The sequence below is a fragment of the Roseovarius nitratireducens genome (assembly GCF_002925845.1).
GTDB lineage: Bacteria > Pseudomonadota > Alphaproteobacteria > Rhodobacterales > Rhodobacteraceae > Roseovarius > Roseovarius nitratireducens.
This window is the reverse complement of the sequence record NZ_PDNI01000074.1, coordinates 136,337-162,888: the sequence shown is the minus strand read 5'-3', so window position 1 is coordinate 162,888 and position 26,552 is coordinate 136,337. Positions and strand designations below refer to the sequence as shown.

The window sequence follows — 26,552 nt, the reverse complement described above, 5'->3', positions numbered from 1 at the left end:
GGGCGCATCCGCGGACCCGGAAGAAGACCAAGAGCTCTCACGGACGCGACACATCTTTGCGGACCAAACCGCAAGCAAACCAGGAGATGCAGCGATGGATATTATCGCTCAGTTGGAGGCGGAACAGATCGCCTCGCTCGGGAAGACCATTCCCGATTTCAAGGCCGGCGACACGATTCGCGTCGGCTACAAGGTGACCGAAGGCACCCGGAGCCGCGTGCAGAATTTCGAAGGCGTCTGCATCAGCCGCAAGAACGGCAAGGGCGTCGCTGGCTCGTTCACCGTGCGCAAGATTTCCTTTGGCGAGGGGGTGGAGCGCGTATTCCCGCTCTACTCGACCAATATCGAGAACATCGAGGTTGTGCGCCGCGGCCGTGTGCGCCGCGCCAAGCTCTACTATCTGCGCTCGCGCCGGGGCAAATCCGCCCGGATCGCGGAAGACACCCACTACAAGCCCCTCAAGGGCAAGTCGGCGTAAGGACTGGCACGATGAAAAAAAACATCCACCCCGATTATCACGTCATCGACGTCAAACTGACCGATGGTACCGTCGTGCAGATGCGCTCCACCTACGGGTCCGAGGGCGAGACGCTGTCGCTCGACATCGACCCCTCCGTGCATCCTGCCTGGACCGGCGGCGGCACCCGCCTCACCGATGCTGGCGGTCGCGTGTCGAAGTTCAAGAACAAGTACGCGGGCCTCGGCTTCTGATAAGTCGCGGGTATCGCGAACCAGCAGCGCCGCCCCTCGGGGCGGCGTTTTCGTTTGCGCGGCCAGAGCTTTACTTTTCGCTAAGGAATGGGCAGTATACCGATTATTCGGAAGTTGTTTTCAGTCTGAGCACCGAAAACGTGACCCTGCGGAGCGGCTACTCCGCAGGGTCTTTACTTTTTCAGGGGCTCAGAGCCCCATCAAAAGCCGGATGACTGTAACCAACAGCGTTCCCGCCGCCAGAAAAACCATCCATTTTCGGAAATCGGTTTCATTCAGTCAGATCACCTCCTTCTGCTGCTATGGACTGCAGCAACAGTACATTCTGTAAGCAGCGTGAAGGAAAGGTTAAAATTGATGTTATGGCTGTAAGGCTCACGCCACCATCGCCTCAGCCTTGTTGAGATCGACAGACACGAGCTGGCTTACCCCCTGCTCGGCCATCGTGACGCCAAAGAGGCGGTCCATCCGGCTCATCGTCACCGCGTGATGCGTGATGATGAGAAACCGCGTCTCGGTGCGGCGGCACATCTCGTCGAGCAGATCGCAGAACCGCGTCACGTTGGCGTCGTCGAGCGGCGCGTCCACCTCGTCGAGCACGCAGATTGGCGCCGGGTTGGCGAGGAACACCGCGAAGATAAGCGCCAGCGCCGTCAGCGTCTGCTCGCCCCCCGACAGCAGGCTCAGCGTCGAAAGCTTCTTGCCCGGTGGCTGGCACATGATCTCCAGTCCCGCCTCCAGAGGATCATCGCTTTCGACCAGCACGAGATTGGCTTCACCACCGCCAAAGAGGTGCCGGAACAGCAAGGTGAAATTGGAATTCACCTGCTCGAACGCGGTCAAAAGCCGTTCGCGCCCCTCGCGGTTGAGGCTCGCGATGCCCCCGCGCAGGGTCTTGATCGCCTCTTCCAGATCGGCCTTTTCCCCGGTCAGCGAGGCGTGTTCGGCCTCGACCTCGCGCGCGTCCTCCTCGGCGCGCAGGTTGACCGCCCCAAGCGCGTCGCGCTGCCGCTTGAGCCGCGCCACGTCGGCCTCGATCGTCTCCGAGGCGGGCATCGCCGCCGGGTCCACATCGAGCGTTTCGCGCAATGCCACGGGTGTCAGGCCAAGCGCCTCCATGATCCGCTCCGCGGCCAGTTCACAGCCCTCGCGCGCGCCATCGCGCCGGGCCTCGGCGCGGGCACGGGCCTCGCGCGCCTCTGACGCATGGCGCTCGGCGTCGCGCTCGTCGGCGGCGGCCTGCCGCGCGCGCGCTTCGGCAGTGGAAAGCGCGTCCGCCGCAGCGGCGCGGCGTGCCTCGGCACGGGTGATCTCCGCGCTCAATTCGGCGCGTTTCGCGGCCAGTGTCTCGGGCGTGGTCCGCGCCTCGGCCAGCTCCACCTCCGAGGTCGCCTTGCGCTCAGCAAGCTCGGCCCCGCGCGTCGCGGCGGTCTCGAGCCGGTGCCGCCAGCCGCTCACCTCGCGGGCGATCTCCTGTCCGCGAGCCGTGCGCCGCTCACCTTCGCGGCGCAGGTCGTCCGCCGCCGTGCGCCGCGTCATCATGGTGATCCGCGAGGCCTCGACCGTGGTCTTGATATCCTCCAGTTCGGCCCGAGCCGAGGACAGGTCCCCAAGCTCCGCGAGCGCCGCTTCTGCCTCAGTCAACGCGGCGCGGGCGGCCTCCGCTTCTTCCTCGTGGCGCGCGGCGGCAAGGCCTAGCGATTCGAGCCGCGAGGCGGCAAGGTTGCGGTCAGCCTCGGCCCGGCTCAGCGCGCGGCTCGCCTCGGTCACGGCGGCATCGGCAGCGCGGCGCGCCTCGCGTGCGGCGCGGTCCTCCTCGGTGCGCGCGGTCAGCGCGGCGCGCAACGCATCGTGCGCGCGCGCGGCCCCGTCGGCCCGGGCCTCAGCCTGCTCAAGTTGCTGCTTGAGATCCTCGAGGCGATTGAGCTGCTCCAGTCGCAGCGCTGCGGCAGAGGGGGCATCCTCGGCCCATGTCCGGAACCCATCCCAGCGCCACAGATCGCCATCGCGGCTGACCAGACGCTGCCCCGGCTTCAGCAAGGGCTGAAGGCGCGGGCCGTCCTCGGGCTCGACAAGGCCGATTTGCGCGATCCGGCGCGCCAGCACGGTCGGCACGGTGACGTGGTTGCCAAGCGCCGTCACTCCCTCGGGAAGCGGCTGCGCAGCAGAATAGCCGGGCAGGTCGCGCCAGCCCGAAGGCCCGTCCTCCTCCACCTCGGGCGCGTGCAGATCGTCGGCGAGCGCGGCACCCAGCGCCTTCTCGTATCCGGGAGCCACCTGCAACAGGTCCATGATCTGGCCACCCTCGGCCGTGTCGCGCTCGACCAGCCGCGCCAGCGCCGACGCTTCGGCACGCAACGCGCCCAGCTCGCCTTCGGCCTCGGACCGGGCGGCGCGGGCCTCGGCCTCGCGGGACTGCGCCGCAGCGCGCGCCTCGTCTGCGTCCACGAGCGCAGCCTCCGCCGCCTGCGCGCGGGCCACCGCCTCCGCCTCGGCCGCCTTCGCGGCGGTGTAGGTGGTCACCGCCTCCTGCTCGGCCGTGCGCGCCTCACGTTGCGCGGTGCGCGCGCGTTCGGCCTCGGCCTCGCTACGCAACAGGGTCTTGCGGTTGTCGTCAATCAGGCGCTGCGCGGATTGGTGCCGCGCCGAGAGGCGGGCCATGTCCTCGGTCAGTCGGCTCAGGTCCGCCTCGCGCGCCTCGAGGATGCGGGCCGCATCTCTAGCCTCCTCAGCCGCTGCGGTAAGGCGCGCTTCGTGACCCTCCGATGCCTTGGCAAGCTCTGCTGCTTCCCATTCGAGGCGCTCGACGGTCTCCTGCGCGTCACGGTTAAGCCCCGCCTCGCGCTCCATGTCCCGATCAAGCTGGGTGATACGCGCCTCGAGCGTGGTGATCCGTTCGCGCGCGGTGTTTTCCTGCTCCGCGATCGTGTCGCGCTGCACACCGAGCCGCTGGAGAATCGCGGCAGCGACCGCCTCTTCCTCGCGCCGGGCGGGCAGGGCATCATCGGCCTCTGCGCGCAGGCGGGCCGCCTCGCGGGCCGCCCTCTCAGCACGGGCAGCCTCGGTCGTGGTCTCGCGCAAGGCCGCCTCGGCCGCCGTATGGGCCTCGTCAGCCTCCGAATAGCGCCGCCACAGGAGCAGCCCCTCGGCGCGGCGCAGTTCCTCGCCGATCTGGCGATAGCGCGCCGCCTGCTTCGCCTGCCGCGCCAATTGCGCAATCTGCTGGGCCAGTTGCTCGATCACGTCATCGACGCGGGTGAGGTTGGTCTCGGCCCCGCGCAGCTTCAGTTCAGCCTCGTGGCGGCGCTGGTAGAGGCCGGAAATCCCCGCCGCCTCCTCGAGGATACGCCGCCGCGCCTTGGGGCGCGCGTTGATCAGCTCGGCAATCTGCCCCTGCCTGACGAGCGCGGGAGAATGCGCGCCGGTCGAGGCATCGGCGAACAGCATTTGCACGTCGCGCGCACGCACGTCCTTGCCGTTGAGCTTGTAGGCCGAGCCCACGTCGCGGGTGATCCGGCGGGTGATCTCCAGGTGATCGGCATCGTTGAACCCGGCCGGCGCGCGCCTGTCGGAATTGTCGAGATGGATCACCACCTCGGCAAAGTTTCGCGCCGGGCGACTCGAAGAACCCGCGAAGATCACGTCCTCCATCCCGTCGCCGCGCATTGCGGTCGGGCGATTTTCTCCCATCGCCCAGCGCAGCGCCTCTAGCAGGTTGGACTTGCCACAGCCATTGGGGCCCACCACACCGGTGAGCCCATCGGCGATCACCAGGTCGGTGGGATCGACGAAGCTCTTGAAACCGGTCAGTCTGAGCTTGGAGAACTGCACGCCAGCGCGCCCCCGGGATGGATGATTCCGATGATAGGGAAGTGTGCTGGGCCACGGGCGGGGCTGTCAACATGGAAACACAGGATATGGGGAAGGTTGACCGCTTATCCACAGCATATTGCGTACCTTCCCGCTGTCAGACCGCTTGCAGGATGCGCAGGCTCGGCGTAAACCTGCGCCATGCACGACCCGTCCGGCCTCACCATTACCCCTGGCGACCCGCGCGACGCGGCGGTGGGGGCGCTGCTGCGGCAATCGCACGATCTCATGCGCGCGCTGTTTCCCCCCGAGGACAATTTCTTTCTCGACACAGACGCGCTTTGCACCCCCGACATACGCTTCTTCGTGGCGAAGCGGGGCGACGAGACGCTCGGCACCGGCGCGCTTGCCCTGCGCGACGGCTATGGCGAGGTGAAATCCATGTTCGTGGCCGAGGCGGCGCGCGGGCAAGGCGTGGCCGAGGCGCTGCTCGCTCGGATCGAGGCCGAGGCACGGGCAAATGGCCTGCCCCTCCTGCGGCTCGAAACCGGCGACCAGCTCGGCTCGGCACTGCGGCTCTATGCGCGCCACGGCTTCGTGCGGCGCGGGCCGTTCGGCGACTACCCGGATGCAGCCAGCTCGATCTTCATGGAAAAATCGCTCGGCTAATCCTCCGCTCGCGGGGTGCAGGTCACTTCGGTCCACCGCCTGCGCGTCGGCACCACGCGGCACTCATGCACGCGCGGCACGCCGCGCCGCGCGGAGGCGCCCCACCCGCAGACAAGCGCCGCCTCCAGCATCGCCTGATCGCCCCAGAGCCGGGGAACCGCGCAGCCGCTGACTTCTGCGATGGCGGCGGCGGCGCGCGGTGCGACCGAGATCGTGCGCGGTGCCCATTCCCGGCTGAGCCGGATCGCCTGCGCGTGCCGCCCCACGATCCGCACGTCAAAGGTGCTCTGCCCGACGCTGACCCGCACCGGGGCCACGCCCCAGAACGCCGGGGAGGGATGCGAACAGGCGGCCAGCATGGCCATGAGGACAAGCGCGATCCACCGCATGACCGAGCCTTGCCCTGCGCCGGTTAAAATCAGCTTAAGCGCGCCGGGCTATATCTCCTCGACCATGACCACGCCGGTCAGGCTTCGGATTGCGCCCTTGATCTGCGGGTTGACGGGGTATTCCGCGCCGCTGTCGATCTCCACCTCGCCGGGCAGCCCTGCGCCAAGGAGCCGGAACCGGATCGGACCGGGCCGCGCCCCTCGCACAGATTTGGCCGCGCCGTCCAGCACCGCCGCAACCGAGCCGATTGCCTCGACCTGATCGACAAAAACGCACAGCCCGACCGCCCCGGCATCGGCCACCATGCCGTCAACAGGCTGCACCGCTCGGCACAACAGCTTCAACTGGTCCGCCTCCATCGTCGCCTCGGCGGTGATCACCACCTGCGCGCCGGCCTCGAGAAAATCGCGCGACTTCTCCAGCACCTCTGAAAACAGCGTGACCTCATAGCTACCGGTCGGATCGCTGAGCTGGGCAAAGGCAAAGCGGTTGCCGCGCGCCGATTTCCGCTCCTGCCGCCCGGCCACCACCCCGGCCATCTTGGCGAGGAACGGCCCCCGCTCTGCGCGCGCCATCACCTCGTCGAGCGTCTTGACCTCCTGCCGCTTGAGCACGGCCATGTAATCGTCAAGCGGATGGCCCGAGAGATAGAAACCCACGGCCTTGAATTCCTCGGTCAGCCGCTCGGCGGGCAGCCAATCCTCCACCGGTGCGAGGCGCGGCTCGGGCAAGTCCTCGCCCGCATCGCCAAAGAGCGAGACCTGGTTCGAGTTCTTCTGCTCATGTATCGCCGCCGAATAGTTCATCAGCGCGTCAATGCTCTCGAACACGCGGCGGCGGTTGCGGTCCAGCGCATCGAAGGCGCCCGCCCGCGCCAGCATTTCCAGCGACCGTTTGCCAATCCGCTTGAGATCGACCCGCCGGGCGAAATCGTAGAGCGTGGCAAAGGGCCGCTCGCCGCGCCCCTCCACGATGAGCTTCATCGCCTCGACGCCCACGTTCTTGAGCGCGCCGAGCGCATAATGCAGCACACCCCCGCGCACCACGAAATCTGCCGCCGACCGGTTCACGCAGGGCGCGGCCCAGTCGAGCGCGAGCCCCTTCTTCACCTCCTCGAAATAGACGGCGAGCTTGTCGGTGAGGTGGATATCGCAATTCATGACACCCGCCATGAACTCCACCGGGTGATTGGCCTTGAGCCACGCGGTCTGATAGCTGACCACCGCATAGGCGGCGGCGTGGGATTTGTTGAAGCCGTAATTGGCAAACTTGTCGAGCAAGTTCCAGACTTCGAGCGCCTTGGCATCATCGACACCGTTGGCCTTGGCGCCCTCGATGAACTTGGGCCGCTCGGCATCCATCGCCTCCTGGATCTTCTTGCCCATCGCCCGGCGCAAGAGATCTGCACCACCGAGCGAATAGCCCGCCATTTCCTGCGCGATTTGCATCACCTGTTCCTGGTAGACGATGATGCCCTGCGTCTCGTCGAGGATGTGATCGACGGAAGGGTGCAGGTAATCGCGCGCGCTCAGCTCGTTCTTGACCTCGCAATATTTCGGGATGTTCTCCATCGGGCCAGGCCGATAGAGCGCGACGAGCGCCACGATATCCTCGATGCAGGTGGGCTTCATGCGCTTGAGCGCGTCCATCATGCCCGAGCTTTCCACCTGGAACACCGCCACCGTGCGGGCACGGGAGTAAAGCTCGTAGGTCTTGGGGTCATCGAGCGGGATTTGCCCGATATCGTTCTCGGCCCCCTCGAAGGGCTGATAGATGGTGCTGCCATCGGCAGCGATGTGAAGGTCGCGCCCCTCGGCGTGGATCTGCTCGATGGCGTTCTGGATGACGGTCAGGGTTTTCAGGCCCAGAAAGTCGAACTTGACCAGCCCCGCCTGCTCCACCCATTTCATGTTGAACTGCGTGGCCGGCATATCCGACCGCGGGTCCTGGTAGAGCGGGACAAGCTCGTCGAGCGGGCGGTCGCCAATCACCACGCCCGCGGCATGGGTCGAGGCATTGCGCAACAGCCCCTCGACCTGCTGGCCGTAGGTGAGCAACCGGTCCACCACCTCCTCGGCCTGTGCTGCCTCGCGCAGGCGCGGCTCGTCGGCGAGCGCCTTCTCAATCGAGACAGGCTTGACCCCCTCGACCGGGATCATCTTGGAGAGGCGATCGACCTGCCCGTAGGGCATCTGCAGAACGCGGCCGATGTCGCGCACCGCCGCCTTGGACAGAAGCGCGCCGAACGTGATGATCTGCCCTACCTTGTCGCGCCCGTATTTCTGCTGCACGTAGGCGATCACCTCCTCGCGGCGGTCCATACAGAAGTCGATGTCGAAATCCGGCATCGAGACGCGCTCGGGGTTCAAGAACCGCTCGAACAGCAGCTTGTAGCGCAGCGGGTCGAGATCGGTGATGGTAAGCGCATAGGCCACCAGGCTCCCCGCCCCCGAGCCGCGCCCGGGGCCCACCGGGATATCCCGTCCCTTGGCCCATTTGATGAAATCGGCAACGATCAGGAAATAGCCGGGAAAGCCCATCCCCTCGATGATGCCAAGCTCGAACTCCAACCGTTTCTCATAATCTTCCACGGGGGCGGCGTGGGGAATGACGGCGAGCCGCTTTTCCAGCCCCTCGCGCGCCTGACGGCGCAGCTCGTCCACCTCGTCATCGGCAAAACGCGGCAGGATCGGATCGCGCTTGTAGCAGCCAAAGGCACAGCGCCGGGCGATCTCGACAGTATTCTCCAGCGCCTCGGGCAGATCGGCAAAGAGCGCGGCCATTTCGTCCTGGCTCTTGAAGTAATGCTGCGGCGTCAGGCGGCGGCGCGGCGCGTTCTGATCGACATAGGCCCCGTCAGCCACGCACAGAAGCGCATCATGTGCCTCGTACATGTCCGCCTTGGGGAAATAGACATCGTTGGTGGCCACCAATGGCAGGTCCAACGCATAGGCCATCTCGACATGGCCGCGCTCGGTCAGCCGCTCGGCCTCGGGCGCGCCGTCCTCGCCGGGGTGGCGTTGCAATTCGACATAGAGCCGGTTGCCGAACGCCGCCTTGAGCCGCTGCAAGAGCTGTTCAGCCGCCGGGCGCTGCCCGCCCTGCAACAGGCGACCTACAGGGCCATCCGGGCCACCGGTCAGGCAGATCACACCCTCGGCATGGGCTTCGATCTCATCGAGGGTGACATGCGCCACCTGCCCGTCGCCACGCAGGTAGAGACACGAATTGAGCTTCAGCAGGTTGCCGTATCCGCGCTCGTCCTGCGCCAGAAGAACCACCGGCGCGGGGGGCCTCGATCGCTCGCCCGGCACCTGCTCCTGATAGGCGAGGTCCACCTGGCAGCCCATGATCGGCTGCACCCCCGCGGCCTGCGCGGTGACGGAAAACTCCAACGCCGCGAACATGTTGTTCGTGTCGGTGACGGCCACGGCGGGCATTCCGGCCGTCTCGCACAGGCCCGGCAGCTTCTTGAGCCGCACCGCCCCTTCGAGCAGCGAATACTCGCTGTGCACGCGCAGGTGGATGAATCGGGGGGCATTACTCATGCCCCGATCCTAGCCCGGCATGTGGACGGCGGAAAGCCGTCTCTGTTCACCTAGGCCAGACCCGGTCGAGCCCCCAGAGAAACAGCCCGAAGAGGAAATGCGGCACGAACGATCCGGGGATCATTTGCGGTCCGATGCCAAGACCGAACAAGCCCCAACCGACAATGGGAAAGAACACAAGCAGCACCCCGCCCCACAGCAGCAGAGACAACACGGCGATGGCGCCCGCGCCCTGCCACGGCGAGTAGCGCAGGAAAAGCGCGGACCAGCCGGTCACATAGACGGCGTGAAACAAGAGCCCCACCGGCATTGGCAATTCCCGTCCAACCAGCGTTTCCGCGAAGGCCAGAGCCGGAGGTTGCGGAAAGGGCGCCATGCCCGAGCGATTGGCCATGATCGAAACCACGGCCGTGAGAACGGCCACGCAGACGCCGATCGAAATCCCCTGACCCCAGCTTCGTCCGAGTTTCTTGAACGTTTCTTCAGTCATGGTGGATTCTCCCGTGCTCAAGGGGGCGTTGCGCCCCCATCACTGAGCTTGCGCTTCCACGATGCGGCGGGTCAAGGGACATGCCGGGTTGCTAAAGAAACCGTGATCGACAAGGGGGCGGTTGCTGGTCCTCCTGCTTTGCCGGTCGATCATGGTGCCTTCCGTCTCCCGCAAGGCATTGCCGCAGGCGGCGCGACTGGGCTAGTCATGGGTGGGCAGGTGATACCGCCACCGGGGAAGGAACGCGTGACGCAGACATTGCTCTCCATTTCAGACGTGACCAAGGCCTATCCCGGCGTGATCGCCAATGATGCGGTGTCCTTCGATATCCGCGAGGGTGAGGTCCACGCGCTGCTGGGCGAAAACGGCGCGGGCAAGTCGACCCTCGTCAAGATGATCTACGGCCTGGTCAAGCCCGACAGCGGCAGCATGAGCTTGCGCGGCGCGCCCTTCGCCCCCGCGAACCCGTCGGCGGCGCGCGCGGCGGGCGTGGCGATGGTGTTCCAGCATTTCTCTCTCTTCGACGCGCTCAGCGTGGCCGAGAACGTGGCGCTCGGGATGGAACACCCGCCGCCCCTGCGCACCCTTGCCACGCGCATCCGCGAGGTGTCGGAAACCTACGGCCTGCCGCTCGACCCGGGCCGCCTCACCGGCGATCTCTCGGCGGGCGAGCGTCAGCGCGTCGAGATCATCCGCTGCCTGTTGCAGGAGCCGCGGCTCCTGATCATGGACGAGCCCACCTCGGTGCTCACCCCGCAGGAGGTGGAGATCCTGTTCGAAACGCTGCGCCGGCTCGCCTCCGAGGGCGTGGCGATCCTCTACATCTCGCACAAGCTCGAGGAGATTCGCGCGCTGTGCGATCACGCCACGATCCTGCGGCAGGGGCGCAACGTGGGCACCTGCACCCCGCGTGAAACTTCGGCGCGCGCGATGGCCGAGATGATGGTCGGCTCGACCTTCGCCACGCCTGCGCGCACCGCACACGCGCCGGGCGAGGTAGCGCTCGAAGTCGAGGAACTGTCGCTGCCCGCACCCTCGGCCTTTGGCACCGCGCTCAAGTCGATCGGCTTCACCGTCAGACAGGGCGAAATCCTCGGAATCGGCGGCGTTGCGGGCAATGGGCAGGACGAGTTGCTCGCCGCACTCTCGGGCGAGATCACGACCAATGCGCCCACAGTGCGGCTGCACGGCGCGCCCGCGGGGCATCTTGGCCCCGCCGAACGGCGGCGTCGCGGCCTGCTCACCGCCCCCGAGGAACGGCTCGGACACGCCGCTGCCCCGGACATGACGCTGACGGAAAACGCCCTTCTTACCGGTGCCGACCGCGAGGGGCTGCTCGCCCGCGGTTTCGTCCGTTGGCGGGCTGCGCGCGCCTTCGCTGAGGCGGTCATCGCGCGGTTCGACGTGCGCACCCCCGGTCCCGAGACCGCCGCGCGCGCGCTCTCCGGCGGCAACCTTCAGAAATTCGTGATCGGGCGCGAGGTGCTGCAACGGCCCGAGGTATTCGTCGTCAACCAACCCACCTGGGGCGTCGATGCCGCCGCCGCCGCCGCGATCAGGCAGGCGCTGCTCGATCTTGCCGCCGAGGGCACGGCTATCCTGTGTATCAGCCAGGACCTTGACGAGCTCATGGAAATCTCCGACCGCTTTGCGGCGCTCAACGAGGGACGGCTGTCGCCCGCCCGCCCCGCCGCAGGGCTGAGCGTGGAGGAAATCGGCCTGATGATGGGCGGCGCGCATGACATGGAGGTGGCGCATGTCTGAACCAGCGGATTCGGGTATTTTTGCCAAGAAGAAGCCCGTGGGCGCGCCATGCTGAGGCTGGAAAAGCGGCCACAGCCCTCGCGGATCTGGACATGGGCGACGCCGCCCCTCGCCGTGCTCGTCACCATGATCGCGGGCGGCGCGCTTTTTGCCGCGCTGGGCAAGGACCCGGTCGAGGCGATCGCCACGATCTTCTGGAAGCCGCTCTTCGGCGAGTTCGCCTTCTACTACCGGCCACAGCTTCTCATCAAGGCGACGCCGCTCATCCTCATCGCCATCGGGCTCAGCCTCGGGTTCCGCGCAGGCGTGTGGAACATCGGGGCCGAGGGCCAGTATATCCTCGGCGCGCTCACCGGGGCGGGGGTGGGGCTCGCACTCTACCCACTCGACAGTGCGGTGGTGTTTCCACTGATGATAATCGCGGGTGCGCTCGGAGGCTGGGCCTGGGCGATGATCCCGGCGCTGCTGAAAGTGCGATTCGGCACCAACGAGATTCTCGTGTCGCTGATGCTGGTCTACGTGGCCGAGCAGCTTCTCGCCGCGATGGCGCTCGGGCCGATGCGCAATCCCGACGGGCACGGCTTTCCCGGCTCACGCAACCTGCGCGATTATCCCAGCGCCCACAACGCCGAGATCATCGAGGGGACCGGCATGCACTGGGGGGTGGCCGCCGCGGTGATCGCGGTGATCGCGGCCTATGTGCTGCTCAGCCGCCACATCCTCGGTTTCCAGATCCGGCTGGCCGGACAGGCCCCGCGCGCAGCGCGCTTTTCAGGGGTGCGGCCCGGGCGGCTGGTGCTCGTCTGCCTCGGCACGTCCGGGGCACTTGCCGGGCTGGCCGGCATGTTCGAGGTCGCGGGGCCTGCCGGGCAGGTGAGCATCGATTTCAACGTGGGCTATGGCTTCACCGCGATTATCGTGGCCTTTCTCGGACGGCTGCACCCGGTGGGTATCGCGCTTGCGGGGCTTCTGATGGCGCTCACCTATATCGGCGGCGAGATGGCGCAATCGACGCTGGGCCTGCCCGCCGCCGCGATCCAGCTTTTCCAGGGGATGCTGCTGTTCTTCCTGCTGGCGGTCGATCTTCTGACAAATTACCGCATCCGAATCCGCAAGAAGGAGGTCGCGTGATGGGTGCGATCGACCCGGCCCTGCTTCTGGCCGCGCTGGTGGTCGCGGCCACACCGATCCTGCTGGCCGCACTGGGAGAGCTGGTGGTAGAGCGCGCGGGCGTTCTCAACCTCGGCGTCGAGGGGATGATGATCACCGGGGCGATCTGCGGCTTTGCCGTGGCGGTGAACACCGGCTCGCCTGCGATTGGCTTTGTCGCGGCGGCGGCGGGCGGGGCGGTGCTGGCGCTGCTCTTCGCCCTGCTCACGCAACTGGCGCTGGCCAACCAGGTGGCGTCGGGCCTCGCTCTCACGCTGTTCGGGCTTGGGCTCTCGTCGCTGCTGGGGCAGGGCTATGTCGGCATCAAGCCACCGCCGACGCCGCGACTCGATCTCGGCCCGCTGAGCGACATTCCCTTTCTTGGCCGGGTGGTGTTTTCCCACGACCTGATGGTCTACTTGGCGCTGGCACTGGTCGCGGCGATTTGGGCGATGTTGAAATACACGCGCGCGGGCCTGATCCTGCGCGCCGTGGGCGAAAACCATGACGCGGCCCATGCGCTCGGCTACCGGGTGGTGCGGGTTCGTGTGCTGGCGATCCTCTTTGGCGGGGCCTGCGCAGGGCTGGGCGGGGCCTATATAAGCCTCATCCGCGTGCCCCAATGGACCGAAGGCATGACCGCAGGGGCAGGCTGGATCGCCCTGGCGCTCGTCGTCTTCGCCTCGTGGAAGGCAGGGCGCGTGCTGCTCGGTGCCTGGCTTTTCGGCGGCGTCACGGTGTTGCAGCTCAATCTTCAGGCAGCGGGCCTTGCCATCCCGGTCGAATATCTTTCCATGTCGCCCTACTTGATCACCATCCTCGTGCTGGTCATCATGTCGGCGGACAAGTCGCGCGCCCCCGCCTCTCTGGGTCGCATCTTCCACGCCTCGCAATGACAACCGCAACAGGGAGACCCCACATGACACTCACCCGCCTGCTCACCTCTGCCGCGCTCGCGCTCGGCCTCGCGACCGGGGCCACCGCACAGGACAAGACCAAGGTCGGCTTCATCTATGTCGGCCCCATCGGCGATGGCGGCTGGACCTACGAGCATGACAAGGGCCGCCTCGCCGTCGAAGAGCATTTCGGCGACGCCGTCGAGACCGTCTACCAGGAGAGCGTACCCGAGGGCGCCGATGCCGCGCGCGCGATCACGCAGATGGCACTTCAAGGCGCGGACCTGATCTTCACAACCTCCTTTGGCTTCATGGAGCCGACGCTCGAAGTCGCCAAGAAGTTTCCAAACGTGAAATTCGAGCACGCCACCGGCTACAAGACCCTGCCCAATGTCTCGACCTACTCCGCCCGCTTCTACGAGGGGCGCGCGGTGCAGGGCCATATCGCGGGCGAGATGACCGAGTCGAACACCATCGGCTACATCGCCTCCTACCCGATCCCCGAGGTGATCCGGGGTATCAACTCTGCCTATCTCCACGCGAAGAAGGTCAACCCCGATGTCGAGTTCAAGATCATCTGGGCCTACACGTGGTTCGACCCGGCCAAGGAAGCCGACGCCGCGCAGGCGCTGATCGAGCAGGGGGCCGACGTGATCCTGCAACACACGGATTCCACCGCGCCGCAGGCGGCGGCGGAAAAAGCGGGTGACGTGATCACCTTCGGCCAGGCCTCGGACATGGCCGAATACGCGCCTTTCCCGCGCGTCTCCTCGATCATCGACAACTGGGCGCCCTACTACATCGACCGCACGCAGGCCGTGATCGACGGGACGTGGGAAAGCCAGCAGGTCTGGCACGGCATCGACGAGGGCATGGTCAAGATCGGCGAAATAACCGACGCGGTCCCCGCCGACGTCAAGGCTGATGCGCTGGCGCTCAAGGAGACGATGGCGGCGGGCGAGTATCACCCCTTCACCGGCCCGATCAACCGCCAGGACGGCAGCGCATGGCTGGCCGAGGGCGAGATCGCTGATGACGGCACGCTTCTGGGGATGGATTTCTATGTCGAGGGGATCAGCGGACAGATCCCCAACTGAGTTCGCCACGAAAGCAGGACCAGAGCCCCGCCGGTTCCGGCGGGGCTATTCTTCGGTCAATTGAGACGCTTTTCCAGCACCAGGAATGTCATCATCCCCATCGGGGGCAGGTCGCGGCGGGTAACGATATGCAGGCGCGAGTCCTGCAACACCGTGTCGATCTCGAAATCCGAATGCCAGCCTAGCACCCTCTCTAGCGGCGCGGCGGCGCGGGCCAGACCGGCCCAGACCCCGCGCTCGTGGCGGAAATGGTTGGTGATGACCACCTGCCCGCCCGGGCGCAGCACGCGGGCGATCTCGGCCATCACGCGCTCGGGCTCAGGTACCACCGACAGCACGTGCATCGCCGCTACCGTGTCAAAGCTCGCATCCGGAAATTCGAGGCTGCGCGCATCCATCTGCCGCAGCTCTGCGACATGGTCGAGGCCCAGTTTCGCCACGCGCGCCCGCGCCTTGCGCAGCATGTCCTCGCTGTAATCCATGCCGGTGACGCGCAGCGCGCTGTTATAGGTCTCCAGCGACAGGCCGGTGCCGACACCTACCTCCAGCACCTCGCCACCACGCGCGTTGATATAGGCCACCGCCGCACGGCGACCGGCATGCGTGATCTTGCCGAAAGTCGCGTCATAGACAGGGGCCCACCGGGCGTAGCTGTTCTTGACCGCGTCGAGATCCATCGTCATACCCCTCCGTTGCTCATGAGGATCGGTCCTTGGGATACCAGAACACCGCCGCCCAGATCACGACCGCGACATAGGCGAGGCAGATCATGATCAGCGCCGCCCATGTGAAGAGCGTGAGCGCAGCGGCCACGCAGGCAAAGGCCAGCAGGAAGAATTTCACGTTCTCACGCGAAATCCGCGTCCGCTTGAAGGACCACACCGGCACCGGCGAGATCATCAGCAGGCCGACACCGGCCATGTAAAGCCCCACCAGCGGCGCGGGCGGCGGTGACATCCCCGGAATGGCGAAAGTAAAGAACATCGGCAGCATTGCCAGCAGCGCCCCCGCAGGCGAGGGCAGCCCCTGGAAATACGCCCCCGATCCGCCCTTGGCCCCCTCTTCGCGGGAACTGACGTTGAACCGCGCCAGCCGCATGACGCAGCACACGGCAAAGAACAGCACCGCGATCCAGCCCGCGTGGCGCATGTCCTGCAAGCCCCAGAAATAGATCACCAGCGGCGAGGCGACGCCGAAATTGACGAAATCCGCGAGCGAGTCGAGCTCCGCCCCCATTGCCGAGGTGCTGCGCAAGAGCCGCGCCAGCCGCCCGTCGAGCCCGTCGAGAACCCCGGCAATGAGCAAGAGCTGCACCGCACGCACGTAATCGCCCTGCACGCCCATCCGGATCGCGGTGACCCCGGCGCAGATGGCCGCCACCGTCAGCATGTTCGGCAAAAGCTGCGCCAGCGTCAGCTCCTTTCTCGGGGGGCGGCTCATGTGCCGGTCTCCGCGATCACCGTCTCGCCGGCGACCATCGTCTGACCTACGCGCACAAGCGGCGCCACCCCCTCGGGCAGGTAGACATCGAGCCGCGAGCCGAACCGGATGAGCCCGAACCGCGCGCCGCGCGCGATCTCGTGCCCCTCGCCGGTGAAACACACGATCCGCCGCGCCACCAGCCCGGCGATCTGCACCACCGGCAACACGCGGCCATCCGCCATCTCGATCACGATGCCGTTGCGCTCGTTGTCGGCGCTCGCCTTGTCGAGCGAGGCATTGAGGAACTTGCCGGGGCGATAGGCCACCTTCGTCACCCGGCCCGCCACCGGCGCGCGGTTCACGTGGCAGTTGAACACCGACATGAACACGCTAACCCGCGTGAGCGGCGTATCCGGCAAGCCGAGCTCGGGGGGGGGCACGGCGGGCTCGATCAGCGACACGATGCCATCCGCAGGGCTAACGATCAGACCGGGGCGCGTGGGCGTCACGCGCTCGGGATCGCGAAAGAAATAGTAGCACCAGACCGTCAGCCCCACACCGATCCAGCCCAATGGCTCCCACAGCAAGAAGAGCACCAGCGCAACCCCGGCAAAGATCGCGACGAAGCGGCGCCCCTCGGGGTGCATCGGCTTTATGAAGGTCTCGTGCATCTTCATGGGCGCATGGTCCTCGGGCGCAATATCCTTTCCAATCGCCTAAGCCCCATGACCTTCAGATGCAAGGCGACACCTTTTCTTCGGTTCCACCGCATGGCACTCTCCACCGCATGAGCATCCAGATCACCTCTCCCGACGGGACCGCGGCCAGCCGCTTTGCCTTTGGCACCATGCAATTCGGCGGCACGGCGGACGCGGCGGCCTCGCGCGCCATGTTCGACGCCTGCCTCAACGCCGGCATCACCCATTTCGACACCGCCTATCTCTATACCGATGGCGCGGCTGAGACGCTGCTCGGCAAACTCGCCGCGCCGCATCGCGACCGGCTCGTGATCGCCACCAAGGCTGGCTACTCGGGCGGGGCCGGGGCCACCAATATCCGCGCGCAGTTCGACATCTCGCGCCAGCGGCTCGGGATGGACCACGTTGATATCCTCTACCTGCACCGCTTCGATCCCGACACAGCCCTGGAGGAAACGCTGGAGTGTTTCGCCGACCTGAAGTCGCGCGGACAGATCAGCCATGTGGGCCTGTCCAATTTCGCCGCGTGGCAGGTGATGAAAGCCGCCTGCATCGCGGCTCGGTTTGATCTTCAAATCTCGATCCTGCAACCGATGTACAGCCTCGTGAAGCGGCAGGCAGAGGTGGAAATCCTGCCGATGGCCGCCTCCGAGGGTATGGTCGTGGCGGGCTATTCTCCGCTCGCGGGCGGGTTGCTCACAGGTAAATACGCGCGCGGCGAAACGGGGCGGCTCACCGGCAACGAACGCTACGCGATCCGCTACGGACAGGACTGGATGCAGGAGGCCGCCACGGCGCTGGTGGACATCGCCGCAGAGCTTGGCACCGACCCCGCAACGCTGGCCGTTGCCTGGGCTGCGGGCCATCCCGCCGGGCCGGTCCCGCTCATCTCGGGCCGCTCGGCGGAGCAGATCGCGCCCTCGCTCGCGGCCATTGATTTCGAAATGGATGACGCACTCTATCAACGGCTCGCTGCGCTCACCCCGGCCCCGCCCCCGGCGACAGATCGCACGGAAGAGGGCGCATGAGCACGCGCCGCACCCTGCCGCCGATGGCCTCGGTCGCGCATGAAACCGAGGGGGCCAAGCTGCACGCCCCCTCGGCCGAGCGCAACGCCGGACCGATCACCGACGCGCTGCGCGAGATCGCGCCCGAGACGGGCCGCGCGCTGGAAATCGCCTCGGGCACCGGGCAGCATGTGGTGGCCTTTGCCCGCGCCATGCCCGGGCTCGACTGGCAGCCTACCGAAATCGACGCCGCTCGTCGCGCCAGCATCGATGCCTACGTGGCCGAGGCCGCCCTGCCCAACCTTTCCCCAGCCCGTCCGCTCGACGCAACCGCGCCGGGATGGGGGGCAGAGAATGGCGGGCAGGACCTGATCGTGCTGGTAAACCTGCTGCACCTCATCAGCACGCCCGAGGCGCGCACGGTAATCCGCGAGGCGGCGCAGGCGCTCGCACCCGGCGGACACCTTGCCCTCTATGGCCCTTTTCTGCGCGACGGGCAGGCCACCTCCGAGGGCGATGCCCGCTTCGACGCGAGCCTGCGCGCTCAGGACGCCGGGATCGGTTACAAGGACGTGGCCGAGGTCGGGGAATGGGTCGAGGCCGCCGGGTTGACCCCACCCGGGACGCGCGAGATGCCCGCCAACAACCTTCTTCTCGCTGCCCGCCGCCTCACCTGATCTGGATCAATGCCTTGCGGCCTTGCCGGTGCTTTCTGCGATCGCAGGACCCCGGCAAAAAGGACGCGGAGATGAGCTGGAAAGAAAAAGTCGACGACACGAGAACGGAGTTGCGCGCGATGAACGCGCTCATCCCCGACACGGCGCGCGCCTTCGGCGGCCTCGGCAAGGCAGTCAAGGAGGGCGGCACACTCGATTTCAAGACCAAGGAATTTCTCGCGCTTGGCATGTCCATCGTCATCCGCTGTGAGCCCTGCATCGGCCTGCATGCCGAGGCGCTCGTGCGCGCCGGCGCCACCCGCGAGGAGGTGGGCGACGTGCTGGCCATGTCGATCCAGATGGGGGGCGGCCCGGCGATGATGTATGCCGCGCATGCGCTCGCCTGTTTTGACGAGCTGTCCGAAAGTTCCTGAACCGCGGGCGTACGAAACCTGCTGACCGGCACGGGCGGGGCGTATAGGATCGGCGCAAGTCCCCCGCGCGGAGATGCCCCCCGATGCTGCGTATCCTGTCTCTTTGTGTCTGGCTCGCCCCCCTGCCCGCCCTGGCCGGCGGACCGTTCGGCGATTACGATCCGGTGGATTTCGGGCCCCGAGGACCCGCTCGCTACGCGGTGCACGGTATCGACGTGGCGCGTTTCCAGGAAGAGATCGACTGGCGGCGCGTTGCGGCCTCGGGCGTGGCCTTCGCCTGGATCAAGGCGACCGAGGGCGGCGACGTCAAGGACCCCAGCTTTGACCGAAACTGGCAGTTGGCCGCGCGCCACGGCATCCCGCGAGGGGCCTATCATTTCTACTATTTCTGCACCCCGCCCGAGGTGCAGGCGCGCTGGTTCATCCGCAACGTGCCGCGCCGGGGTCGCGCCCTGCCGCCCGTGCTCGACATGGAATGGAACCCGTTCTCGCCCACCTGCACCACGCGCCCGCCGGGGGCCGAGGTACGCAGGCAGGCACGGATTTTCCTTGATATCATAGAGCGTTACTACGGCCAGCGCCCGATCATCTACACCACGCCGGAATTCTATGCCGTCACCGGGATCGGGCAGGTGCGCGCCGAGTTCTGGCTGCGTTCGGTGGCGAAAACGCCCGACCAGGTGTATCCGGGGCAACCTTGGGTATTCTGGCAATATACCGGCACCGGCGTCGTTCCGGGCGTGGAAGGCGGCGTCGACATCAACGCGTTTCGCGGCACACGGGGCGCGTGGCGCAGGTGGTTGCGACGGCACGAGAAATGAGGGGGCGCCCGAAGGCGCCCCCGTCATCGCTCACCCATCCTTGCGGATGGTTTCGTTCTTCGGGTCGTAGGGGCTGTCGCAGGTAACGGTCGCGTCCCACAGCTTGTCGAACATGCGAACCTGTAGCTTCGTGCCCTCAACCGCAAGGTTCGGACGGACATAGCCCATGCCGATGGACTGACCGAAGGCCACCGAATAGCCACCCGAGGTGAGACGGCCCACCCGCTCGCCCTCGGGTGTGTAGAGCGCCTCGCGGCCCCACGGATCGGCGTCGTCAGGCCCGTCGATCAGCAGCGTGCAGCATTTCACGCGAACGCCGGTCTCCACGAGACTTTCCTTGCCACGAAACTCCTTGTCGAGATCGACGAAGCGCGGCAGATCGGCCTCGAGCGGGGTGGCATCCCGGCCCAGCTCGTTGCCGAAGGCGCGATAGCTCTTTTCCTGCCGCAGCCAGTTCTGCGCGCGCGCGCCCACCAGCTTCATCCCGTGCTTCTCGCCAGCGCTCTCAAGCAGGTCGAAGAGGTAATTCTGCATCTCGATCGGGTGATGCAGCTCCCAGCCCAGCTCGCCGGTATAGGCCACGCGGATGGCGTTGACCGGGCACATGCCCAGCTCGATCCGTCGCGCCGACAGCCACGGGAACCGCTTGTTGGTAAGCGCGGTGGCCGGGTCGGCGTCCTTGATGACCTCGTTCAGCACGTCGCGCGATTTCGGCCCGGCGATGGCAAAGACGCCCCATTGGGTGGTCACGTCCTGGATTTCGACATAGCCGAACTCGGCCATCTTGTCCTCGGCGGCCTTGCGCATGTAGTCGGCGTCATATTCCGTCCAGCCACCGGAGGAGACGAGGTAATACTCGTGCTCCTTCATGCGCACGATGGTGTATTCGGTGCGCGTGGTGCCGGCATCGGTCAGCGCATAGGTCAGGTTGATCCGGCCTACCTTGGGCAGCTTGTTGCAGGTGAACCAGTCGAGGAACGCGGTGGCGCCGGGGCCCTTGACCACATGCTTGGTAAAGGCCGAAGCGTCGATCAGGCCCACGCCCTCGCGGATCGCCTTGGCCTCTTCCACCGCGTATTGCCACCAGCCGCCACGGCGGAAGCTGCGGGCGTCGTGGTCGAAATTCTCGGGCGCATCCAACGGCCCGAAATAGTTGGGACGCTCCCAGCCGTTCACCCAGCCGAATTGCGCGCCGCGCGCCTTTTGCCGGTCATAGGCAGGTACGGTGCGCAGCGGGCGGGCGGCGGGGCGTTCTTCATCCGGGTGGTGGAGGATGTAGACATGGTCATACGCCTCCTCGTTCTTGCGCGCGGCGAATTCGGTGGTCATCCAGTTCGACGAATACCGCTTGGGATCGAGGCTCGCCATGTCGATCTCGGCCTCGCCATCGACCATGAGCTGTGCGAGATAATATCCGGTGCCGCCCGCGGCGGTGATGCCGAAGGAAAAGCCCTCGGCCAGCCACATGTTGCGCAGCCCCGGCGCGGGGCCGACCAGCGGGTTGCCATCGGGCGTGTAGCAGATCGGGCCGTTGAAATCGTCCTTCAATCCGCTTTCCTCGCAGGACGGGATGCGGTGGATCATCGCCATGTATTGCTCTTCGATCCGCTCCAGGTCGAGCGGGAAGAGATCGGCGCGGAAGCTGTCGGGCACGCCATATTCAAAGCAGGCGGGGGCGTTTTTCTCATAGACGCCGAGAATCCAGCCGCCGCGCTCTTCGCGCACATAGGATTGCGCATCGGCATCGCGGACCACGGGGTGCTCCTGCCCGCCATTCGCGCGATATTCGACCAGCGCCGGATCCTTGTCCATCACGATGAACTGATGCTCGACCGGGATCGCGGGGATCTTGATGCCGAGTTTCTTCGCGGTGGTCTGCGCATGGTTTCCGCTCGCGGTGACGACATGCTCTGCGGTGATCACGATCTGCTCGTCCGAGGGCACGAGGTTGCCGCCCTTTTCCACCATCTTGGTGCAGGTGACTTCCCACGCCGTGCCGGTCCAGTGGAATGCATCGGCCTGCCATTTGCGTTCGATCATCACGCCGCGCTGGCGCGCGCCCTTGGCCATCGCCTGCGTCACATCCGCGGGGTTAATATAGCCGTCGGTATTGTGATAGATCGCGCCCTTGAGATCCTCGGTATTGATGAGCGGCCAGCGCGCCTTGATCTCGTCCGGCGTCAGCCACTCGTAGGGCACACCACAGGTCTCGGCGGTCGCGGCATAGAGCATGTATTCGTCCATGCGCTCGTCAGTCTGCGCCATGCGCAGGTTGCCGACCACCGCAAAGCCGGCGTTGAGCCCGGTCTCGGCCTCGAGCGTCTTGTAGAAATCCACCGAATACTTGTGGATATGGGTGGTGGCGTAGGACATGTTGAAAAGCGGCAACAGGCCCGCCGCGTGCCAAGTCGAGCCGGAGGTCAGTTCGTCGCGCTCTAGCAGCATGATGTCCTGCCATCCTGCCTTGGCCAGATGATAGGCGATTGAGGTGCCGATCGCTCCGCCGCCGACGACGAGGGCTTTGACTTCGGTTTTCATGGCGTGCGACTCCGTTGGGATAACGTCTTTGGGCAGATATTTATCAATCCTGTGAAATCACGCGCAGCCCATCCGACACAACGCCGCACGAAAGCGACGCTGCCCGCCGATCACGGTGCGATAACAGAGAGGTGGATTTCCCCCGCGCAGCTTGATAGCTAGCGCGCCAACACGGACATCACGGAACCGACAGCCATGAGCGCCACCGCCCGCAAGACCGCCCCCCTGCCCGAGGATATCCGGGCGATGAAGGGCCGCGCGCCCATCGTCTCGCTGACCGCCTATACCACGCCGATGGCACGGATGATGGATTCGGCCTGCGATTTCGTCCTCGTGGGCGACAGCCTCGGGATGGTGGTGCACGGCATGACCTCTACCCTCGGTGTCACGATGGAAATGATGATCCTGCACGGGCAGGCGGTGGCGCGGGGGCTGTCGCGCGCGATGCTGGTGATCGACATGCCCTTTGGCAGCTACGAGGAAAGCCCCGCACAGGCGTTCCGCAACGCCGCGCGCATCATGCGCGAGACGGGCGCGGCGGCGGTCAAGCTCGAAGGTGGGCAGCATATGGCCGAGACCATCGCCTTTCTGGTGGCGCGGGGTGTGCCGGTGATGGCGCATATCGGCCTCACACCGCAATCGGTGAACACGCTGGGCGGCTACAAGGTGCAGGGCCGAGGCGAGGCGGCCGAGCGTCTGATGGCCGACGCGCGCGCCGTGGCCGAGGCCGGGGCGTTCTCGGTGGTGCTGGAAAAGCTGCCCTCGGTGCTGGCCGATCGGATCACTGCCGGGATCGACATCCCCACGATCGGCATCGGCGCGGGGGCGGGCTGTGACGGGCAGATCCTCGTGGTCGATGACATGCTGGGCCTGTTTACCGCGTTCAAGCCGAAATTCGTCAAGCGCTATGCAGAGTTGGGGGACGCGGGCACCGCCGCCATCGCCGCCTATGCCGAGGAAGTGCGCGCGCGCACCTTTCCCGCGCCGGAGCACGGATTCGCCGAGGAGTCGCCGAGTTGAGCGCGCCGATCCTGCGCCGCCTCGACGACCTGCGCATCGCCACCCGCCCCTGGACGCTGGCGGGCGAGCGCATCGGCGTGGTGCCGACGATGGGCGCGCTGCATGACGGGCACCTGTCGCTGGTGGCGGCGGCCAAAGAGCGCTGCGAACGGGTGATCGTGACGATCTTCGTCAATCCGAAGCAATTCAACAACGCTGCCGATCTGGAAAAATACCCCCGCACCGAGGAAGAGGACGCGCGAAAGCTGGCTCGATTCGGGGTGGATGCGCTGTGGGTGCCGGAGGCTGACCAGATGTATCCGGCGAATTTCGCCACGACCGTTTCGGTCAGCGGACTGACCGACGTGATGGAGGGATCATTCCGTCCCGGCCATTTCGACGGGGTGGCCACGGTGGTGACCAAGCTCTTTACCCAGACCAGCGCCACCGACGCGTTCTTCGGCGAGAAGGATTTCCAGCAGCTCCTGGTGGTGCGCCGCATGGCCACCGATCTGGACCTGCCCGTGACGGTGCATGGCTGCCCGACGATCCGCGATATCGACGGGCTGGCGCTCAGCTCGCGCAACCTGCTCTTGTCGGACCGCGCGCGCACCTCCGCGCCGCGCCTGCACGAGGAGATGGAGGCGCTGGTCGAGGGGCTGCAGTCGGGACAGGCATTCCCGGCGCTTCGCGAGAGGGCGGTGGCGCGACTGGAGAAGGCCGGGTTCACCCGCGTGGATTACCTCGACCTGCGCGCGCAGGACGACCTTGCAGCCCTCGACGCGCCCGACCGTCCCGCGCGGCTCTTTGCCGCCGCGTGGCTCGCCGGGGTGCGGCTGATCGACAATATGGCCGTCGCCTGAACCGTCGAATTAAGCAACGTCACGCGCCTCCGGGGGCAAAGGGATGGATTTCCTGACGGGACAAGCGCGCCATTCTTCCCCATGTGACGGGTGCCGGGATCGCGCAAACCGCGCTGGTCAAGAGTGTCCTGATTGACGATGCCCGGTGAGCCACCGCTTACGTCTGTTGTGTCCCAGGGCCCCGGTGGAAACACCGGGGCCGCTTTTCTCTCAGCCGAACCGCTCCGACCACGTCGGCAGCAGGTCGCCGGGCGCCGGGCGGGCGGCGTGGATCGCGCGGGCGATGGCGCGGGCCATGGTGCAGGCGGCGGCGTGGCCCAGCAGCACCTGCGCGGCAAGGTCGGGCGCGGGGCGCGCCCCTGTGGCGGCGGCGAAGACCAGATCGCCATCCATCAGCGTGTGCGACGGCAGCAGAGCGCGGGCAAGCCCGTCATGCGCGGCAGTGGCAAGCCGGGTGCATTGCGCCTGCGTGAGTGCGGCGTCGGTGGCGACGATGCCGATGGTGGTGTTGCCGTGCTGCGCCAGTTTCGTGGGGGCGGTCAGCGGGTCGGGGTGGCGCGGCGCGGGGCCGAGCCCGCCGAATTCCCCGTCGATCTCGAAGGGCGCGGCCCAGAAATGCGGCCCATCCCCCACCGTGGCCGAGCCAAGAGCGTTCACGGCCACCAGCGCGCCCACCGTGCTGCCATCGGGCAGGCGGGTCGAGGCCGAGCCGAGTCCGCCCTTGAACGTGGCCGTGGTGGCCCCGGTCCCGGCGCCCTCGCTGCCGAGGGCGAAATCCTCCGATACGTCGGCGAGCGCGGCGCGGCCAAGCGCCTTGTAAGGATTATCCGACCAGTCCTTTTCCCCGCCGTTCAACAGATCGAACAGGATCGCGGCGGGCACGATGGGCACGCGCACATCCCCCACGGCAAAGCCGCGCCCCATGTCGCGCAGCCCCTCCGCCACGCCCGAGGCCGCATCGAGGCCAAAGGCCGAGCCGCCCGACAGCACCAGCGCGTCCACGTCCTGCACCGCGCGGTCGGGGGCGAGCAGATCGGTCTCGCGCGTGCCCGGCGCGCCGCCCATCACGTGCACCCCGGCGGTAAAGGGGGCGTCGGCGGTGAGCACCGTCACGCCGGAGCGCAGCCGCGTATCCCCGGCATTGCCCACGCGCAGCCCGGCCACATCGGTGATAAGGTTGCGCGCACCTGTCCGCGTAATCATGCCGCAAATCTCCGTTCCGGCCACAAACCACCTTGCCAGAGCGCATGCGATCGGCAAGAAAAGGCATCAGGCCCGGGCGATGGCGTCGCCCCGATCAGGGCCTTTCCCAACAGTCCTGAACGCCGGGACCTTCTTTTGCAAGGAGGGTCACAATGACTGCACGTCCAGACTTCTACAGGTTCCACAACGGCGAAAAGGCCCCGCTGCCCTTTGCCGTGCTCGAATACGAGGCGCGGGTCGCGGGCCTGCGCGCGATCATGGAGGAGGCGGGGGCAAGCGCCGTCGTCCTCACCTCGATGCACAATATCGCGTATTATTCGGGCTTTCTCTATTGTTCATTCGGGCGGCCCTATGGGCTTGTCATCACCGAAACCGACTGCGTCACCATCAGCGCGGGCATCGACGCGGGCCAGCCGTGGCGGCGATCATTTTGCGACAACATCACCTATACCGACTGGCAGCGCGACAATTTCTGGCGCGCGGTGTGGTCCGTGGCAGGGACAGGCGGGGTCGTCGGCTACGAGGGCGATCACCTGACGCTGATGCAGCGCGACAGGCTGGAGGATTTCCTCGAGCCCTTGACGATGCTGGACCTCGCCCCGGCCACGATGCGGCAAAGGATGCGCAAGTCCGAAGCCGAGATCGCATTGATCCGGTCCTGCGCACAGGTGGCCGATGTGGGCGGCTACGCCATCCGCGACGCCGTGACCGTCGGCGCGCGCGAGATCGACGTGGCAATGGCGGGCCGCGATGCGATGGAATTGGAGATCGCCAAGCGATTCCCCGAGGCCGAGTACCGCGACACATGGGTGTGGTTCCAGTCGGGTATCAACACCGATGGCGCGCACAACCCGGTGACGGCGCGGATGATCGAGCGCGGCGATATCCTGTCGCTCAACACCTTCCCGATGGTGTCGGGCTATTACGTGGCGCTGGAGCGCACGATGTTCGCGGGCGAGGTGGACGCGGCGAGTCGCAATATCTGGGAGGCCAATGTCGCCGCGCATGAGTACGGCATGTCGCTGCTGAAGCCCGGCGTCACCTGCGCCGACGTCACGCACCAGATCAACGCGTTCTTCGAAGAGCGCGACCTGCTGCAATACCGCACCTTCGGCTATGGCCACAGCTTTGGCATTCTCAGCCACTACTATGGCCGCGAGGCGGGGCTGGAACTGCGCGAGGATATCGACACGGTTCTGGAGCCGGGCATGGTGATCTCGATGGAGCCGATGCTGACGCTTGGCGCGGGACAGCCCGGCGCCGGTGGCTACCGCGAGCACGATATTCTCGTGATCACCGAGGACGGCAACGAGAATATCACCGGCTATCCTTACGGCCCGGACTTCAACGCGGTGGGTTGAGCCCGGGGCCGGGGCGGCATCGCGCC

At 66.5% G+C, this 26,552-nt stretch carries 23 protein-coding genes; 14 read left to right on the top strand and 9 right to left on the bottom strand.

Features of this window, described 5'->3' with window-relative positions; genetic code table 11:
* Nucleotides 1-94 precede the first annotated feature (94 nt).
* Both rplS and rpmE read left to right on the top strand, forming a co-directional pair.
* Entirely contained in the window at nt 95-478 is a 384-nt protein-coding gene (rplS, locus tag CRJ03_RS17145; RefSeq protein ID WP_104020085.1) for a 50S ribosomal protein L19, read from the top strand.
* 11 nt (nt 479-489) lie between these two features.
* Nucleotides 490-711 carry a 50S ribosomal protein L31 gene (gene rpmE / locus CRJ03_RS17140; protein WP_104020084.1) on the top strand — a complete coding sequence of 74 codons (222 nt, stop codon included), beginning with the start codon at nt 490-492 and terminating at the stop codon, nt 709-711.
* Between the two features lie 375 nt (nt 712-1,086).
* On the opposite strand, the gene CRJ03_RS17135 is transcribed toward rpmE, so the two are convergent.
* The gene (locus CRJ03_RS17135) at nt 1,087-4,542 is read right to left on the bottom strand and encodes a chromosome segregation SMC family protein (protein WP_104020083.1); all 3,456 of its coding nucleotides are present in this window, start codon (nt 4,540-4,542) and stop codon (nt 1,087-1,089) included.
* Nucleotides 4,543-4,722: 180 nt separating this feature from the next.
* On the opposite strand from CRJ03_RS17135, the gene CRJ03_RS17130 reads away from it, so the two are divergent.
* Complete coding sequence (locus tag CRJ03_RS17130) at nt 4,723-5,190, top strand: GNAT family N-acetyltransferase (protein ID WP_104020082.1); 468 nt, start codon at nt 4,723-4,725, stop codon at nt 5,188-5,190.
* On the opposite strand, the gene CRJ03_RS17125 is transcribed toward CRJ03_RS17130, so the two are convergent.
* The 3 genes from CRJ03_RS17125 to CRJ03_RS17115 are packed head-to-tail and all read right to left on the bottom strand — an operon-like array spanning nt 5,187 to nt 9,618.
* Nucleotides 5,187-5,579, bottom strand: coding sequence for a hypothetical protein (locus CRJ03_RS17125; protein ID WP_104020081.1), 393 nt, complete (start codon nt 5,577-5,579; stop codon nt 5,187-5,189). The two genes, CRJ03_RS17130 and CRJ03_RS17125, sit on opposite strands and share 4 nt — an antisense overlap.
* Nucleotides 5,580-5,627: 48 nt before the next feature.
* Complete coding sequence (gene dnaE / locus CRJ03_RS17120) at nt 5,628-9,128, bottom strand: DNA polymerase III subunit alpha (protein ID WP_104020080.1); 3,501 nt, start codon at nt 9,126-9,128, stop codon at nt 5,628-5,630.
* A gap of 46 nt (nt 9,129-9,174) precedes the next feature.
* Entirely contained in the window at nt 9,175-9,618 is a 444-nt protein-coding gene (locus CRJ03_RS17115) for a hypothetical protein (protein ID WP_104020079.1), read from the bottom strand.
* 246 nt (nt 9,619-9,864) lie between these two features.
* On the opposite strand from CRJ03_RS17115, the gene CRJ03_RS17110 reads away from it, so the two are divergent.
* The 4 genes from CRJ03_RS17110 to CRJ03_RS17095 are packed head-to-tail and all read left to right on the top strand — an operon-like array spanning nt 9,865 to nt 14,524.
* Nucleotides 9,865-11,382, top strand: coding sequence for an ABC transporter ATP-binding protein (locus tag CRJ03_RS17110; protein WP_104020187.1), 1,518 nt, complete (start codon nt 9,865-9,867; stop codon nt 11,380-11,382).
* Between the two features lie 48 nt (nt 11,383-11,430).
* Nucleotides 11,431-12,513, top strand: a complete 1,083-nt coding sequence (locus CRJ03_RS17105) for an ABC transporter permease (RefSeq protein ID WP_104020078.1) — start codon at nt 11,431-11,433, stop codon at nt 12,511-12,513.
* Nucleotides 12,513-13,427, top strand: a complete 915-nt coding sequence (locus tag CRJ03_RS17100) for an ABC transporter permease (protein ID WP_104020077.1) — start codon at nt 12,513-12,515, stop codon at nt 13,425-13,427. Before CRJ03_RS17105 ends, CRJ03_RS17100 begins: the two co-directional genes overlap by 1 nt.
* Nucleotides 13,428-13,450: 23 nt before the next feature.
* Nucleotides 13,451-14,524, top strand: a complete 1,074-nt coding sequence (locus CRJ03_RS17095) for a BMP family ABC transporter substrate-binding protein (RefSeq protein ID WP_104020076.1) — start codon at nt 13,451-13,453, stop codon at nt 14,522-14,524.
* Nucleotides 14,525-14,580: 56 nt separating this feature from the next.
* On the opposite strand, the gene CRJ03_RS17090 is transcribed toward CRJ03_RS17095, so the two are convergent.
* From CRJ03_RS17090 to CRJ03_RS17080, 3 genes are read right to left on the bottom strand one after another with little or no spacing between them, the layout of a single operon-like run.
* Nucleotides 14,581-15,201: a class I SAM-dependent methyltransferase gene (locus CRJ03_RS17090; RefSeq protein WP_104020186.1), complete on the bottom strand. Its 621-nt coding sequence runs from the start codon at nt 15,199-15,201 to the stop codon at nt 14,581-14,583.
* A 19-nt stretch (nt 15,202-15,220) separates the two neighbouring features.
* Nucleotides 15,221-15,964, bottom strand: coding sequence for a CDP-alcohol phosphatidyltransferase family protein (locus CRJ03_RS17085; RefSeq protein WP_104020075.1), 744 nt, complete (start codon nt 15,962-15,964; stop codon nt 15,221-15,223).
* Entirely contained in the window at nt 15,961-16,623 is a 663-nt protein-coding gene (locus tag CRJ03_RS17080; RefSeq protein ID WP_104020074.1) for a phosphatidylserine decarboxylase, read from the bottom strand. Before CRJ03_RS17080 ends, CRJ03_RS17085 begins: the two co-directional genes overlap by 4 nt.
* 110 nt (nt 16,624-16,733) lie before the next feature.
* Between CRJ03_RS17080 and CRJ03_RS17075 the strand changes: the two genes are divergently transcribed.
* The 4 genes from CRJ03_RS17075 to CRJ03_RS17060 all read left to right on the top strand — a co-directional run bounded on the left by CRJ03_RS17075 (nt 16,734) and on the right by CRJ03_RS17060 (nt 19,562).
* Complete coding sequence (locus CRJ03_RS17075) at nt 16,734-17,672, top strand: aldo/keto reductase (protein ID WP_104020185.1); 939 nt, start codon at nt 16,734-16,736, stop codon at nt 17,670-17,672.
* A complete protein-coding gene (locus CRJ03_RS17070; RefSeq protein WP_104020073.1) occupies nt 17,669-18,328 on the top strand; it encodes a DUF938 domain-containing protein in 660 nt (219 codons plus the stop codon). The genes CRJ03_RS17075 and CRJ03_RS17070 overlap by 4 nt, the downstream gene beginning before the upstream one ends.
* A 71-nt stretch (nt 18,329-18,399) precedes the next feature.
* Entirely contained in the window at nt 18,400-18,741 is a 342-nt protein-coding gene (locus CRJ03_RS17065) for a carboxymuconolactone decarboxylase family protein (protein ID WP_104020072.1), read from the top strand.
* An 83-nt stretch (nt 18,742-18,824) separates the two neighbouring features.
* Nucleotides 18,825-19,562, top strand: a complete 738-nt coding sequence (locus CRJ03_RS17060; RefSeq protein ID WP_104020071.1) for a GH25 family lysozyme — start codon at nt 18,825-18,827, stop codon at nt 19,560-19,562.
* Nucleotides 19,563-19,592: 30 nt separating this feature from the next.
* On the opposite strand, the gene CRJ03_RS17055 is transcribed toward CRJ03_RS17060, so the two are convergent.
* Nucleotides 19,593-22,100, bottom strand: a complete 2,508-nt coding sequence (locus CRJ03_RS17055; RefSeq protein ID WP_104020070.1) for a GcvT family protein — start codon at nt 22,098-22,100, stop codon at nt 19,593-19,595.
* A 195-nt stretch (nt 22,101-22,295) separates the two neighbouring features.
* On the opposite strand from CRJ03_RS17055, the gene panB reads away from it, so the two are divergent.
* Entirely contained in the window at nt 22,296-23,120 is an 825-nt protein-coding gene (gene panB, locus CRJ03_RS17050) for a 3-methyl-2-oxobutanoate hydroxymethyltransferase (RefSeq protein WP_104020069.1), read from the top strand.
* Nucleotides 23,117-23,962: a pantoate--beta-alanine ligase gene (gene panC, locus CRJ03_RS17045; protein ID WP_104020068.1), complete on the top strand. Its 846-nt coding sequence runs from the start codon at nt 23,117-23,119 to the stop codon at nt 23,960-23,962. The genes panB and panC overlap by 4 nt, the downstream gene beginning before the upstream one ends.
* Nucleotides 23,963-24,172: 210 nt before the next feature.
* Here the strand turns inward: panC and CRJ03_RS17040 are convergent, their stop codons facing one another.
* Nucleotides 24,173-25,165, bottom strand: a complete 993-nt coding sequence (locus CRJ03_RS17040; RefSeq protein ID WP_104020067.1) for a P1 family peptidase — start codon at nt 25,163-25,165, stop codon at nt 24,173-24,175.
* Nucleotides 25,166-25,317: 152 nt separating this feature from the next.
* On the opposite strand from CRJ03_RS17040, the gene CRJ03_RS17035 reads away from it, so the two are divergent.
* Nucleotides 25,318-26,526, top strand: coding sequence for an aminopeptidase P family protein (locus tag CRJ03_RS17035; RefSeq protein WP_104020066.1), 1,209 nt, complete (start codon nt 25,318-25,320; stop codon nt 26,524-26,526).
* The last annotated feature ends 26 nt before the right edge of the window (nt 26,527-26,552 follow it).